This is a genomic window from Calothrix sp. NIES-2100, assembly GCF_963875285.1.
Lineage (GTDB): Bacteria > Cyanobacteriota > Cyanobacteriia > Cyanobacteriales > Nostocaceae > Aulosira.
In genome coordinates this window covers 1,018,286-1,033,337 of sequence record NZ_CAWNLA010000001.1, presented here as the reverse complement: position 1 = coordinate 1,033,337, position 15,052 = coordinate 1,018,286, and the positions used below count along the sequence as shown (strand labels likewise).

The following is a 15,052-nucleotide window of genomic DNA, read 5'->3' as shown; positions in this document are numbered from 1 at the left end:
TTATAATTCAATCGTTATTGCGAATAGCGAATTGTTTAATGTATTGTTCGCTGAATTAAAACTGCTGTAATTTCTCGGCGATAATTTGCACTTGCCCGCCCATCATCGATAAAATTTTCCTTGGCGAGAGATGTGATATATTCCCTCGCTAAAGTTTCTCTATTTTCAAACTCCAAAAGACGCGGTGCAGTCACACTCGCGGCAATTACACAACGCACTTGTTGCTGATGTTGGGCAGTGACAACAATTGCTAAAGCTGGATCGGTAGCTGCTATACTCAAGCGTTGATAATTGACTTGCCATGTTAAATGAGACAAGGGAATTAAAACCCGCTTGAGGATTTCTCCTGGTTGTAAAATTGTCTGACGCGAACCAATTTGAAAATCTTTGGCTGCAACTTGATATAACTCTCCCTGTAAATTACAAATTTCGTAACTGGCATTTAAAGCCACCATGAAAGGTGCTAAAGTTCCTACTGATAAAGCTAAACAAATATTGCCGCCAACAGTCGCAACGTTAATTACTTTTGATGACGCGGCTAGTGCAGCAACAGCAGCTTTTAAACCTGTAATTGCTGTCCATTCTGCTAACCAAGGATATTCTAATAATTTAATTAAAGGACAAGTAGCGCCAATAATTAAATTATCTCCGGCAATTTCAATTTCTGACCATCCTAACTGTTGGATATCTACTAGTACTTGGAGATGTGGTTGTGGTTCGGAAAATAGCCATGTTCCACCCGCTAACCAAGCCCAATCATTACCCCATGTAGTGAGATTTTCCAGGTGTTCGGGACGTAAATAAGTTTGAATATTCGGCAAATCCATAGTCAGTTGTTAGTTGTCAGTTGTCAGTTGTCAGTTGTCAGTTGTCATTGGTTTCAAAGTAACTGACTGCTGACTATAGCAAGAAAAATATTTATTTTATGCAATCACATCTTCGCAGATCCCCGACTTCTTGAAGAAGTCGGGGATCTTGACTAAGTTTTTCAAAGTTAAAGACAAGTTACAAATGAAACCTGAGATAATATGCCTTTGCGTAAAGTTGCTGTTACTTGTTGCCACATTACCTGAGAAAATTATATGCTCAGTAGTCCCAAAAGAAACCCAATTGTTCTGATTCACGGTTACTCTGCTTCCGGCGAATCTTTTAAAGTCTGGGAACAAAGGCTAGAAGCGCGGGGATATGATGTTTCGACTATCCATATTTGTAGTTATGTAACGCTAACTAACGAAGTCACAATCAAAGATATCGCTGAAGGCTTCAATCGCGCATTATCTATAGATGGTGGTTTAGCTGAGGATGAAGAATTTGATGCGATCGTTCATTCAACTGGGATGCTGGTAATTCGTTCTTGGTTAACAGCATACTCTAATCAGCGACGCAATCGGCTCAAGCACTTAATTGGACTAGCGCCTGCTACTTTTGGTTCTCCCTTAGCCCATAAAGGACGCAGTTGGCTAGGTGCAATGTTTAAGGGAAATAAAGAATTTGGCCCTGATTTTCTGGAAGCGGGAGATTTAGTACTTGATGGTTTGGAATTAGGTAGTAAGTTCACTTGGGATTTAGCACATAAAGATTTATTAGGTAGTGAAACTTTCTATGGAACCCACACTGACACGCCTTATGCGTTTACTTTTTGTGGTACAGAACCATATAGTGGTATAGCTAGATTTATCAGCGATCCGGGAACTGATGGTACTGTGCGCTGGGCTAGTTGTGCTTTAAATACTCGCAAGATAGTCCTGGATTTAACGAAGCAGCCGCAACAGGGACAACGGATTGATTTTGATGGTTCCAGCAATGGCGGGATTGCACCGACAGTATTAGTCAAGGGATTGAACCACAACACGATTATGAGCAATCCTAGCAAAGAACTTGTAGATGCAGTTTGTGAAGCGCTGCAATTCTCCTCGGAAAATAACATTCAAGATTGGTATACAAAAACTAGCGAGAAACTCACACCCAAGAATATTACTCCTTGGCAACAATTTGTTGTCCGTGTAGTCGATGAACGTGATGATCCTATCCCTGACTACCATATTCAGGTGTTTACTGAAGCGAATGGTGAATTTAGCGCCATTGAAAATTTTGGTGTAGATGTGCATACATATAGTAGCGACAAAAGCCTGCGCTGTTTCTACGTCAAGCTAGATGGAATTTTGAATCCGCATAATTTGCAGGAAACAATGTTGCAAAATTTGGCGATTCGCGTCATTGCTTCATCAGGATCGCAGTTAATCGATTACTTAGGAGTCAATAGTTCTTCTGGGGAATGGGATGCGCAAATGAATATATCATCCCTGCTACGGGATTGCAAAGTCAAGCTTTTCTGGCCGTTTACCACTACTTTAATTGAGTTAAAACTAAATCGGGAACCGCGTAAAGAAGTAGCACAGTTTTTGCAACGCTTGGCGAAGAAGTAAAAAGGGCATTGGGCATTGGGCATTGGGCATTGGGCATGAGTTATTGACAAATGACTATTGCAAGAGTGCCTTTTTGACAAATGACTCTTTTAAGAGTATTAACAGTTGTTGATTTTGCAATCTCTACGACAAACCGATACAGCGTCTACCCATTCCCAAAACATGATCTGTAGGGGCGGGGTCTCCCCCATTGGTGTCAACTTAACGTGAAACCCTTGCCTGGATATGATTTGATACAAAATCACGTACCACCAAGATCCGCGCTACCCCACCCCAGTTTTGCTGACGCAAAACGTCCCCTCAGAGTTTACGGGGAGGGGATCGAGGGGTGGGGTAAAATGCCTGTGGAATAAGCGTTTTGACTTAAGTTGACACCAATGGGTCTCCCCGCCCATTGCGATGGAATGCGATGTCTACAACAAGCCGATACAGCGTCTACCCATTGTAAGTCAACGCATTGTTAATGCAACTTTGAGCGTTAATCATCGTTTGCTTATCTGTCTTCTTCCAGCAGTACGGCTAACTTCACAGCAGCATCATGAGAATTAAATGCAGACCACACATGGTAAGTAGCTCCCGGTTGCAGCGATAATGCTTCTTCATCTGCTAGTTCTTGAACTAAAAACTGCATAACCTGTAATTTTTCTGCACGAGACAGATTGCGCAAAGTTGGGAATAATTCTGCTATGTTCATCTTCGCTTCAGATGATTAACTGGATATCATTTTAACTTGCTGCCATTCAACATTATTTCAATATCGATGTTATGGCATAACAGGTCGATGTATTAATATAACAAGCCGATGTTATGCCATAACAAGGCGATGTTTTAATATAACAGGGCGACGTATTAATATAACAAGCCGATGTTATGCCATAACAAGGCGATGTTTTAATATAACAGGTCGATGTTTTAATATAACAAGCTGATGTTATGCCATAACAGGTCGATGTTTTAATATAACAAGCTCATGTAATCAAATTACCGCCAGATGCGATCGCTTACAATGGGCAATAACTCAAACTCGCTCCCATGTGCGTAGACGCTGTATCGGCTTGTCGTAGACATCGCCTTCCCCCTTCCCCATTCCCCCTTCCCCTTTTCCCCTTTCCCCCTTCCCCTGCACCGTAAAAGCTGCCCATTCCTATCGCCCTTGGAGTTAGAAAAGTCTATTTAACAGGGGGAAGCTTTAGTTCGATGTTTAATTTGCTTCCTATTTCCATCACATTGTTGGCAAAATCTGTCATACCTGCGATTGGTGCAGCAGCTACACTAGCAGCAGTTAGTAAAGCTAGTAGACGCTTTCTGAGTTTGGGTATATTGCGTTCTTTTTCTGGCTTTTGAATTTCTACTTCTACATCATCAATATCAATAATGATGTCGTCGCGGATTTCAGGTGGGAATTGGGCGGCAGTTTGGCGCAGGTTGCCGATTAGTTGCAGAATTTCGTTAATGTTTGCGCCGCTTGTTTGAGTTAAGTTACCGACTGACTGACTGGCGTTGCCTTTGACTTCGGTGTCAATGTTGATGATGCCTACTTGTGCTTCTTTAAAGTTGTTTGTGTTTTCTGTCATGGGTTTAAAATCTCCTTGGTGATTGTTATTGTAAATCTGGTTGACAATTGTAAAGCCGCTTTCTGAATCAACTTTTTGTATGTTCTGACGTGATTCTAGTGATTCATAGCCATCTAAAAGTTGACGGATATTAATGTTTATGTTGAGTTTACCAATTGGATATTCAACAACGCGCATTCTCTCAAGTCCTAAAAGTTCTTGGTAGTCGAGGGGTGGATGTTTGGGGTGATTGGGGACAGGAACCCATTCGGTGATTTCGAGGTTGGGGAGACTTTTGTGGATTTTGTTGAAAACATCGCGGAGGATGCCGAGAAATAAGCGGCGGGTTTCTTTGCGTCCGCTAATGGTGATGAAGATTTTTTTGTCTTCGGGGTCGGCTTTGATACGAGCAATGTTATAGATTTCGTTGTGTTCTTGATATTGCAGCATTACGCCACTGCGCCAATAGATTTGGTTATGAATTTTTTCGTGGGTGATGACGATGAAGCGGGAGATAATGCTTTCGGGGAGAACTTTGTAATGGTATTGAAATTCTAGGGTTTCGCCTTCGAGTTCTGTTTCGTCTGGTTGGTCTTTGGGCAGAAGTCCCGCAATCAGAAATTGTGGTGGCTGACATTCTAGTGCAAAGCAAAGCTCAAATTTTTTCATCAGCTCGATCAGATAGCCGTGACGCTGGGTGGGGTAACGCTTTGGATTGAGGATGCGGGTGAGATCGGCGGGGGTGAAAATGCCTTTGGTTTTAGTTTTGAGGTTTTCATCGCTCAGGAGCGTGTAAATGCCTTCTGTCACCCAGTTGGGTTTGAGGACGTTGGTATCTTTGAGGATGGTATGCTCGCGGAAGTTGAGAACTAAGCCGAGTCGATGGAGGAGATCGATGAGTTGATCTTGGTTTTGTTCTTCGGGAATTTTGTTTTCGTGACAGATGCCGATGTAGCGGTTGTAGCTGATGAAGTCTTCAGTCATGGATTCGAGTTTTTGTTTAACCTCAAACCATGACAGGGGTAGAAGGTCGTAGACTTCTTTAAGGTTGGCAATTTGCTGAAAAATAGCAGCGCGAAGTTCATCAATGCCGATATTTTCTTGGCAGGAAGTTTCGATAATCGCTTGGATGTTAGGATATTTTTCCCGTAATGCCTTGCGGTTGATATCGAGGGGTTGTTCGTCTTTTTTGTTGCCAACGATAATCACGGGAGACTTTCCGCCGAAGCTTTCGATTAGTTTCAGCCAATATTCGATGCGGTTTTCTTCTTCGCTGGTGCGACAATTACAGACTAAGAGATAGAGGCTGCGCTTAGTCAGAAAAAACTGATGGGTGGCATGATAAATTTCCTGTCCGCCAAAGTCCCAAACATTGAGGCGGATGTCTTTGCTATTGACCTGCACATTCCAAGTTTCTACATTGAGTCCATCGGTTTGGGGTTGATTTTTGTCATATTTATTGCGGATTAATCGCTCGATGAGAGATGTTTTGCCGACGCTACCTTGTCCGACAAGCAAGAGTTTGGCTTCGTGTAATGGTCGAGTTTCACTTATGCTAATTTGCCTTAAATAATTCAAAATCTCTTTTGCATCTTTTGAATTAAGAATTTCTAATGGAATATTGGTAATTGAATTGCCACTGAGGTGAAGCTGCGTCAGATTGGTTAATTTCGCGATCGCCTCTGGAATCTGGGTTATTTGGTTGTAACTGAGGTGAAGCTGCGTCAGATTGGTTAATTTCGCGATCGCCTCTGGAATCTGGGTTATTTTGTTGTAACTGAGGTGAAGCTGCGTCAGATTGGTTAATTTCGCGATCACTTCTGGAATCTGGGTTATTTGGTTGGAAAAGAGGATAAGCTGCGTCAGATTGGTTAATTTAGCGATCGCCTCTGGAATCTCGGTTATTTGGTTGTTATTGAGGATAAGCTGCGTCAGATTGGTTAATTTCGCGAGCGCCTCTGGAATCTCGGTTATTTGGTTGTCATTGAGGATAAGCTGCGTCAGATTGGTTAATTTCGCGAGCGCCTCTGGTATCTGAGTTATTTGGTTGTTACGGAGGTAAAGCTGCGTCAGATTGGTTAATTTCGCGATCGCCTCTGGTATCTGAGTTATTTGGTTGTAACTGAGGTCAAGCAGCGTCAGATTGGTTAATTTCGCGAGCGCCTCTGGTATCTCGGTTATTTGGTTGTTACAGAGGTCAAGCTCCGTCAGATTGGTTAATTTAGCGATCGCCTCTGGTATCTCGGTTATTTGGTTGTTACTGAGGTCAAGCTCCGTCAGATTGGTTAATTTAGCGATCGCCTCTGGTATCTCGGTTATTTGGTTGTTACTGAGGTCAAGCTCCGTCAGATTGGTTAATTTAGCGATCGCCTCTGGTATCTCGGTTATTTGGTTGTTACTGAGGTTAAGCTGCGTCAGATTGGTTAAATTAGCGATCGCCTCTGGTATCTCGGTTATTTGGTTGTTACTGAGGTTAAGCCGCGTCAGATTGGTTAAATTAGCGATCGCCTCTGGAATCTCGGTTATTTGGTTGCTACTGAGATAAAGCCGCGTCAGATTGGTTAAATTAGCGATCGCCTCTGGTATCTCGGTTATTTGGTTGTTACTGAGGTTAAGCTCCGTCAGATTGGTTAAATTAGCGATCGCCTCTGGTATCTCGGTTATTTGGTTGTCATTGAGGATAAGCTGCGTCAGATTGGTTAATTTCGCGATCGCCTCTGGTATCTCGGTTATTTGGTTGTAACGGAGGATAAGCTGCGTCAGATTGGTTAATTTAGCGATCGCCTCTGGTATCTCGGTTATTTGGTTGTAACTGAGGATAAGCTGCGTCAGATTGGTTAATTTAGCGATCGCCTCTGGTATCTCGGTTATTGGGTTGTAACTGAGGTAAAGCTGCGTCAGATTGGTTAATTTAGCGATCGCCTCTGGTATCTCAGTCAACTTTTGTCCCGACAGATCTAACTTTCGCCAACCCTCCGCCGCCGCGCGATTTATCAGTAGCAATAACTCATCCTGCGTCATAATTCCACGGAAAAGGGTAAAAGGAAAGAAGATTTATGCAAATTATCTTAACTGATTCCGAAAAAATGCTACATTCTCGCTTTTTTGCGATCGGGGACTTGCATGAAAATAAAATAAGGAAAGTTTAACCTGTAGATCCTTTTGCGATCGCATTGTCACCCGATGCAATTCAATTACAGGGCGATGCATTAATATAACAAGCCGATGCAATTCAATTGCAGGGCAATGCATTAATATAACAAGCCGATGTTATGCCATAACAGGGCGATGTTTTAATATAACAAGCCGACGTTATGCCATAACAGGGCGACGTTTTAATATAACAGGGCGATGCAATTAAATTGCAGGGCGATGCAACTCAATTGGATTTAGATCCCCGACTTCTCCAAGGATGTTGACTGGTAAGACCCCTCAATACGGATACAAATAGTTTTCTCGCTTACCCGATAGACCGCCCGCAGGAACCGGTAGCCTGGGGCTAACGTTACGAAGCCTGCCTTCGCAGGCTAAAAATTGAGCCTGCGAAGGCAGGCTTTGTACGATTAGCCGCACCCTTCTAGGGTGACGGCGGTCTGTTGGATAAGCGAGGAGTCTTACCCCTAATTCGCCAGCAGTATCCTTGGAGAAGTCGGGGATCTGAGCAGGTGCAACTCAATTGCAAAGCTATCGCATTGTTTAAATTACAATCGCGGATCTACTGCTTCGCTCTCTAATGCTAAAATGCCGAAAACGCATTCATGGACGCGGCGCAAAGGATTTTGATTGACGAATCGCTCTAATGCTTCTACACCTAGCGCAAATTCCCGCATCGCTAGGGAACGTTTGAGAGATAATCCCCTTTGACGCAGACGTTGCAGATTTTCTGGGCTGGTGTATTCTGGGCCGTAGATGATGCGCAGATATTCTTGTCCCCGACATTTCACCGCTGGTTGCACTATGCCGCGATTACCTCGGATTATATATTGCATGGGTTTGATTACCATGCCTTCACCGCCGGCTTGGGTGAGTTGTTCCCACCAATGAACGCCTTCGGCTTGGCTGCTAGGATCTGTAACATCAATGATTTTATAAGCAGTCGCTAAAAGTAAGGCGGCATCCACTTGGCAAATTTTGGCAATTTCTTTCATGTGCCAACGGTGGTCTTTATCTGTATGCACCGCTCCCTCGGTTGCTAAAATATGGAAAGGAGCCAGCTTTAAGTCAGTAATATTGTTAACTGTCCAGCAGTAACGGCGATAAGCTGTTACATATTGCTGCGCCATCTCTGCGCGTTGTTGGTAGCGAGTGAGTTGGCTTGTCACATCCACACCGCGATCGCTTGCTTGTTGTAACAAAGATACGGCATCATTAAGAGCATGGCGTGATGATACTCCTACAGGTGCATACTGCGATCGCAATAATCCTTGCGCTTTCGCTGACCAAGGCATTAATTCACAATCCAAGCATACCCAATCAGTATTAAATGTTTCCCAAAATCCGCTTGCAGAAAGGGCTGCATTTACCCGCGCTAAAAGTTCTGTTTCTACTGTTGGTTCGTCAAAAAATCGCCTTCCTGTGCGGGTGTAGCAGATACCGATACCTTCATTAACTACCCCAAAGCGTTTTTCAGCAGCAGCTTCATCTCTGCAAACAATCACCACTGCTCGCGAACCCATGTGTTTTTCTTCGCATACTACCTCAGTAATTTCCTGTCCTTGATAATAAGCAAAAGCTTCTTTTGGATGTTCTAATAAACCGGGTAATGAAGATGTCGCCACTGGAGACATGGTGGGGGGTAGATAAATCAACCATTTGGGATTTGCTGCAAACCGGCTCATCACTTCTAAAGCCGCGATCGCATTTTCTTCGCGAATGGTAATGTTAGATTGCAGCCTGGTATTAATGATTCGCTTACCTAAGACATCTTCAATGTGCAAAACATCATCTAATTCTTGCTGAGATGTGCGGGTAAAAGTATTTTGCTCCAAAGGTTTGACCGGTTCGCAATAAGTACGCGCCGCAGGTACACTCACCAATTCTTTTTCGGGATAGCGCAAAGCCGTTAATTTCCCGCCAAAGACACAACCTGTATCAATATCAATTGTATTATTCAGCCATTCCGCTTCCGGTATAGGCGTATGTCCATATACCACCATTGCTTCACCGCGATACTCACCCGCCCAATTAAACCGCACAGGTAAACCAAATTCATCAATTTCCCCAGTCGTTTCCCCGTAAAGCGCAAACTCCCGCACCGCACCGGAACCCCGTCCTTGCATTTCCTGCTTCATCCCCGCATGGGCGACTACCAACCGCCCATCATCGAGGAGGTAGTGACTAACTAAAGAATCTAAAAATTCGCGCAATTCTTGAATAAAGGGTTCCCGCAGCGCATCCGGTAACGCTTCTATCTCCTGCAAAGTTTGCTCTAACCCATGATTCACCCGGACATTCTTCCCGCGTAGTTTCCGCAACAGCTTGTGTTCATGATTACCAGGAACGCAAATCGCTGTACCTGCTGACACCATATTCCGCACCAGCTTCACTGTATCTAAGATGCGGGGGCCTCGGTCTACCAAATCACCCAAAAACACCGCCTTCCGTCCTTCGGGGTGATGGTAAGTAGGCGCATTCCAGAAGCGAGAGGGGGGAGTGTGGGGAGTGTGGGGAGTGTGGGGAGATGAGGAAGCATTTTCTCCCTTGTCCCCCTTGTCCCCCTCATCCCCTTCATCCCCCTCATCCCACTTTTGACTTTTGACTTTTGACTTTTGACTTGATATGTCCCCCTCATCCTTCACATACCCTAACTGTTGCAACAATGTTTCCAATTCATCGCCACAGCCGTGAATATCACCGATGATATCAAAGGGGCCATGTTCATGTTTTAGGTTATTCCATAGGCGTTGACGTTCGATTTCAACTGAGTCGATGTCTGCTAGAGAATTGAGAGTGTAAACATAGCGGAAACCTTCCTTTTCTAAACCCCGTAGAGAACGCCGTAACATTTGGGTGTGACGACGCACGACATGGGAACCAAAAATGCGATCGCTTCTTTGTTGGTTGCGTTCATGGCATAATTCTTCTGGTAGGTCGAGAACAATTGCGATCGCAAAACAATGATACTCTCGTGCCATTTGTAACAAAGGTTTGCGGTCTTCTGGTTGCACGTTAGTCGCATCAATTACAGTTAATTTACCTGCTGCTAATCGCTTCGCGGCGATAAAGTGCAACAATTCAAAAGCAGCACCAGTAGCAGCTTGATTATTTTCATCATTAGAAACCAACCCACGACAAAAATCTGAAGATAATACCTCAAAGTTTTGAAAATGTTGGCGGGCGAAGGTTGATTTACCAGAACCAGAAGCACCGATTAAGACGACTAGAGAAAGTTCAGGAATATTTATTTTCATAGTTATTGGTCATTGGTCATTTGTCATTGGTCATTTGTCTTTTGATTATTAACTGTTGACCAAAAAGGCAAAAGTCAAAAGTAATTTTTAAGTCTAGATTAGTGCGGCGATAAATTGACTGTATTCATCCTTCATTGGTAATTCAAAATCGCGTTTTATGCGTCGCCGTAATGCTGGGACAAGTTCGCCTTTAATGGGATTAAATCCTGGCTTTTCATATGCTTCCCAATAAATCCCTATACCTCGTTTTTGCCAATTAGGAAGCTGATTAAAATTAATGCCATGTTGAAATAACAATTCGTTTTTCTCAGCCACAGATAATCCTTTCATCATACTGGTTGCTTGCGTGGCATTTTTCCCATCTCGACGCAAACACCAATAGCAATGAGCATTCAGGGCGTTTCTGTGCGCGTCTTCATTTCGCCAACGAAAATAATTTACTACCTCCGCTGAATTGGGAAGCTGGGAAATGCGACAATCAAAGCAGCCTAAAGAACCTAACATTAAAGAAAATTTAGCGCTTGCTTCACTTGCTAACACTGAGTTGAGTTTTCTTAATTTACGCCCAAAAGTAGTTTCATGGTAAGCAAAAAGCAGAGAGATTTCATCACTTTGGGTATAACCATAAGTAATCTCAATACCGCAATTCATTAAATGTTCTACCGTTTCCACCATCAAATCTCGAAAGCGGATATCAAAAGGAGCTTCAAATTGATGCACTTCTTTTGTCAGTCGCGTAAAGCCCCGTCCATCTAATCTCGCAACAATATAGATTCCCGGTAGCACACAATAATCATGTGCTGTCTCAAATATCCGCATTCGGCTATCAAGTTCATCAAATTTCACGCTTCCATTCCTCAACAATAAATGAATAATTTAATTCTGAATTCACTGTATAAATTGCATCATAGCCTTCTTCCCATGTAGGTAAGACTAGCTTTTTATAAGTTGCTAATAATCCTACTAAAGGAACAACTTGCTTAGGTGGTCTTTGATTATTCCGTTCCTTGCAATCTGATAATACAGCTGGAAAATAGTAACCCACAACTCGAAAACCTTGGGCTTTCGCGGGAGTAATATAACGCTTTCTTTCGTCAACAGTGGGATTAGTGTTATCCACGACAAAAGGCTGTTTAGCTTCCAAACAAGCTTGGAGAAAAATTTGCTCTCGATGACGGGTTTTGAGCATATCAAGGTTAATGCGAATGTGGGTATTAAAGAAATGATGGCGATAGAAAGTAGACTTACCTACTCCTTGGATACCGATAAAGATAATTGCTTCCATCTATCTGTAGTTTTTTAATTAGGAAAATATCACGCAGAGACGCAGAGAGTAGGAGATTTGTGAGTTTATTGAGTTACCTAAATATAGGATGATATTAAAACTTCCTTTGCGTCTTTGCGCCTACTCTTCGAGAACGACTTATCTACGAGACGCTGCGCGAACGTCGAATGCGTGAACTTTTATTCTTCCTAAGAACTAAACACCGCCATTTGTGTAGGTGAACCTACTTCTGAATCTTCCATCCCTACCGATTGAAATTCCACCGCATAAGCAAATTTTTCTGCTACTTGATTTGCCCATGTTTGAAACTCTAACCTTGTCCATTCAAAGCGATGGTCTTTATGTCGCAATTTCCCCGCCGGCAGTTTCTCAAATTTAACGTTATATTCAATATTTGGTGTAGTTACTACTATGATTTTCGGGTGAGTAAATTCAAATAAAACTCGCTCAAAGGCTCCTAATCTTGGTAAATCTAAATGTTCAATCACCTCAATTACTGTAGCTGCATCATACCCTTGAAAGCGTTTATCTTGATAGGTAAGTGCGCTTTGAATTAGCTGTAAACGTTCCCATTGATTGCGGGTCAGGCGCAGGCGGTCTAATCTTTCTTGGGCAATTTCTAAAGACCTGTGAGAAACATCTACGCCTGTAATTTTCTCAAAAAAGCTATCTTGTAGCAAAATTTTCAAGAGATTACCTTGACCGCAGCCTAAATCAATTACTCGTTTAGCATTGCTTTGTTTTAAAGCAGCAATTACCGCATTCATGCGCTGCTGATTTAAGCTAATAGGCTTTTCAACCGCTGCTTCTTCCTCAGCATGGCTTTCTTCTGCACTGTCGGGGTCGGGATTATCTTCTTCTGCTAACTGCGCTAAGGCTTCCCGAGTTAAGCGATGTTGACGTTTGAGGTAACGTCTGGTAATTTGCGATCGCGCTGGATGTTGAGTTAACCAACCTTCACCATGACGCAGTAATTTTTCGATTTCATCATCATTTACCCAGTAGTGTTTATCGTCATCTAATACGGGAATCAATACATAAAGATGACTCAATAAATCGCCCAGAGGTAAAGTGTGTTGCAATTGCACTGTAAAATATTGGCTTTGTCCCCAATCAGGAAATTCCTCATCTAACGGGTAACTTTGGTCACTGACTGTATAACCCAAAGGCTCAAACAATAGCCGCAGAAAACTTTCCCCACCACGACAGGGTAAGACAGAGATGTTCGCCACTAGAGGTATAGGCGTTTGCGCTAGTTCCGGTCTATCTTTGCAACGACCGGACAATGCAGTGCTAAATACTTGGGCGATCGCTACACTTAAAAATGAAGAAGCTACATAAGGGCGATCGCTCACATACTGCTCCAGTCTAGCACCCTTTCCCCGCACTAACTTCACCGGATCGACATCCAACAGCAACGCCGCCATACACCTTTCTGGCTGCGCTTCGGGGTAAAAAACATGCGCCTGTCCAAACGTCAAAGAAAAAGATTGACAACGGTCTGGGTGTTTATGGAGTAAAAAACCTAACTCCGTTGCTGGTGAATATGTGGTGGCGATCGTTAGCAGCATTCACTTAATGTATAAATTTAAAAAATGAGATAAATAATCTATACTGTTTCAGGTTACGCGATTACGGAAAAAAATGGTGGACTTGTAGCGGAATGTGAAGTTAGTAATTGTATTGAATTTTGACAATATGTGACAAAATTATGTATTTTCAAGGAAATGAGCATTACTAATTAATTGCATCGATATCTGATGCAAATACGCAAAGGAAAACACATAAAATTATCAGGTATTTATGCAACGACGGTAAATTTTATACTATTCTCACAGCTATTTTGCTATAACTATACTGGTTATCCCAATTCTATGTGAAACCGCGCCAACTTCTCTAAATCTCTTTCTTCTCCCAAGGGGAGACGCTGCGCGAAGGCGGACTTCTCTGCGAGACGCTGCGCGAAGGCGGACTTGGCGGTTCATCTTTTGTTTATTTCTTGAGAACCTAACGATGAAATATTCAATTTTATTCTTCTTAGTTATCATCAGTGCGATCGCTAGCAACAAAACTGCCCATGCTCAACAAGAAAATCTCTATACAACACCAGTAGAATATCATCAAATTGATCTAACAGCACCGATAATAGAAGCACCCAATCAAGCCGCTAATTTATTAACAGAACCAGCCACAATTGATAGTAAGTGGAAAAATGTCATCATCCAACCAACTAATAATAGTCTTCTCCCCACCAACAATAAAATTTCCGTAGTCCAGGAACAAGGATGTCAAAAAATGAATCCTTTAGAGTTCCTCGAAAATCCCACCGCTGCATTTGAGAAATGTCAGCAGCTAAACAATAATCAAACCCCTCCCCCCAGAAGCAGCGAACCAATTGAATATTTAAAAGTACCTAAACTAGATTCTGGTATTAGTGTAACTGTTACTAAATTTTGATTAAACAAAAGCAGAGGACAACAAATCAAATAGGAGCCTGATACAAAATGGTCAAAGTTGTCACGATCAACATTTTATTTGAAATGGACTTATGGGAACAGCGACGACAACTATTAGTATCAGGACTCAAAGCAGTTCAGCCAGATTTAATTGGCTTACAAGAAGTTAATTTGCAAGAAAATACAAGTGCTTGGCTAGCCGAACAGCTAGAAATGCCCTATGTATATTTAGTAGCTTATCAAGAGCGAGCTTATCAAATTGGCACCGAGTACGGAATTGCAATTCTCAGCCGCTATCCCTTTATTCAGCAAGCGCAACTCGATTTACAAAGTCAAGGAAGACTCGCTCAATATGTAGAGGTAAAAATAGGCGATCGCCCATTAATATTTTGTAATGGCCATTATTATTGGTATCCTGGCTCTACACCAGAACGGATGAAGCAGATACAGCTATTAGTCGGTTGGCTGGGTAAGCTATCACCAGAAATCCCCATCATCGCCGTCGGAGATTTTAACGCCACCCCCGACACTCCAGAAATTGCATTCATCCGCGAAAAATTTACCTCAGCCTACGCTAATTATCATGGCAAGGAACCAGAGTATACCTGTCCTACACCTTTGCTGAAACCAAACCGCAGCTTATGGCGTAAAGTTTCACTGCGGTTACTTAATTTATATACTAATCGCACATTTAAATCTTGGCGCGGCACTCTTGATTACATATTCATTAACAATCATTTAACGGTGCGTAACTGTCAACTCATTCTCACTGAACCCGCACCAGATAACTCTAATATTTATCCATCAGATCACTTTGGCATTGCAGCCGATTTAGATTAGTATTTTTATTTCCATCCCCGTGAGGGGTAAATTCAGGTAATTCGTAATTCGTAGTTCGTAATTCGTAATTAAACCGAGGGTA

At 42.6% G+C, this 15,052-nt stretch carries 10 protein-coding genes; 3 read left to right on the top strand and 7 right to left on the bottom strand.

Annotation, left to right across the window (positions count from 1 at the left end; translation table 11 throughout):
- Positions 1-35: 35 nt before the first annotated feature.
- Positions 36-827: an FAD binding domain-containing protein gene (locus AACU32_RS04140; RefSeq protein ID WP_096598131.1), complete on the bottom strand. Its 792-nt coding sequence runs from the start codon at positions 825-827 to the stop codon at positions 36-38.
- Positions 828-1,082: 255 nt separating this feature from the next.
- Between AACU32_RS04140 and AACU32_RS04135 the strand changes: the two genes are divergently transcribed.
- Entirely contained in the window at positions 1,083-2,426 is a 1,344-nt protein-coding gene (locus AACU32_RS04135; protein ID WP_096598129.1) for an esterase/lipase family protein, read from the top strand.
- Positions 2,427-2,919: 493 nt separating this feature from the next.
- Here AACU32_RS04135 and AACU32_RS04130 read toward each other — a convergent pair whose 3' ends face one another.
- The 6 genes from AACU32_RS04130 to AACU32_RS04105 all read right to left on the bottom strand — a co-directional run bounded on the left by AACU32_RS04130 (position 2,920) and on the right by AACU32_RS04105 (position 13,245).
- Positions 2,920-3,120 carry a hypothetical protein gene (locus tag AACU32_RS04130; protein ID WP_096598127.1) on the bottom strand — a complete coding sequence of 67 codons (201 nt, stop codon included), beginning with the start codon at positions 3,118-3,120 and terminating at the stop codon, positions 2,920-2,922.
- Between the two features lie 475 nt (positions 3,121-3,595).
- Entirely contained in the window at positions 3,596-7,000 is a 3,405-nt protein-coding gene (locus AACU32_RS04125) for a leucine-rich repeat domain-containing protein (protein ID WP_096598125.1), read from the bottom strand.
- 680 nt (positions 7,001-7,680) lie between these two features.
- A complete protein-coding gene (locus AACU32_RS04120; RefSeq protein WP_096598123.1) occupies positions 7,681-10,389 on the bottom strand; it encodes a polynucleotide kinase-phosphatase in 2,709 nt (902 codons plus the stop codon).
- Positions 10,390-10,482: 93 nt separating this feature from the next.
- The gene (locus AACU32_RS04115; RefSeq protein WP_096598121.1) at positions 10,483-11,235 is read right to left on the bottom strand and encodes a tRNA(His) guanylyltransferase Thg1 family protein; all 753 of its coding nucleotides are present in this window, start codon (positions 11,233-11,235) and stop codon (positions 10,483-10,485) included.
- Positions 11,225-11,674, bottom strand: coding sequence for an ATP-binding protein (locus tag AACU32_RS04110; protein WP_096598119.1), 450 nt, complete (start codon positions 11,672-11,674; stop codon positions 11,225-11,227). Before AACU32_RS04110 ends, AACU32_RS04115 begins: the two co-directional genes overlap by 11 nt.
- Positions 11,675-11,862: 188 nt before the next feature.
- Entirely contained in the window at positions 11,863-13,245 is a 1,383-nt protein-coding gene (locus AACU32_RS04105; RefSeq protein WP_096598117.1) for a 3' terminal RNA ribose 2'-O-methyltransferase Hen1, read from the bottom strand.
- Between the two features lie 442 nt (positions 13,246-13,687).
- Here AACU32_RS04105 and AACU32_RS04100 point away from each other — a divergent pair, with 442 nt between their 5' ends.
- Both AACU32_RS04100 and AACU32_RS04095 read left to right on the top strand, forming a co-directional pair.
- The gene (locus tag AACU32_RS04100) at positions 13,688-14,131 is read left to right on the top strand and encodes a hypothetical protein (protein WP_096598115.1); all 444 of its coding nucleotides are present in this window, start codon (positions 13,688-13,690) and stop codon (positions 14,129-14,131) included.
- A gap of 47 nt (positions 14,132-14,178) precedes the next feature.
- Positions 14,179-14,970, top strand: a complete 792-nt coding sequence (locus AACU32_RS04095; protein ID WP_096598113.1) for an endonuclease/exonuclease/phosphatase family protein — start codon at positions 14,179-14,181, stop codon at positions 14,968-14,970.
- Positions 14,971-15,052: the final 82 nt, after the last annotated feature.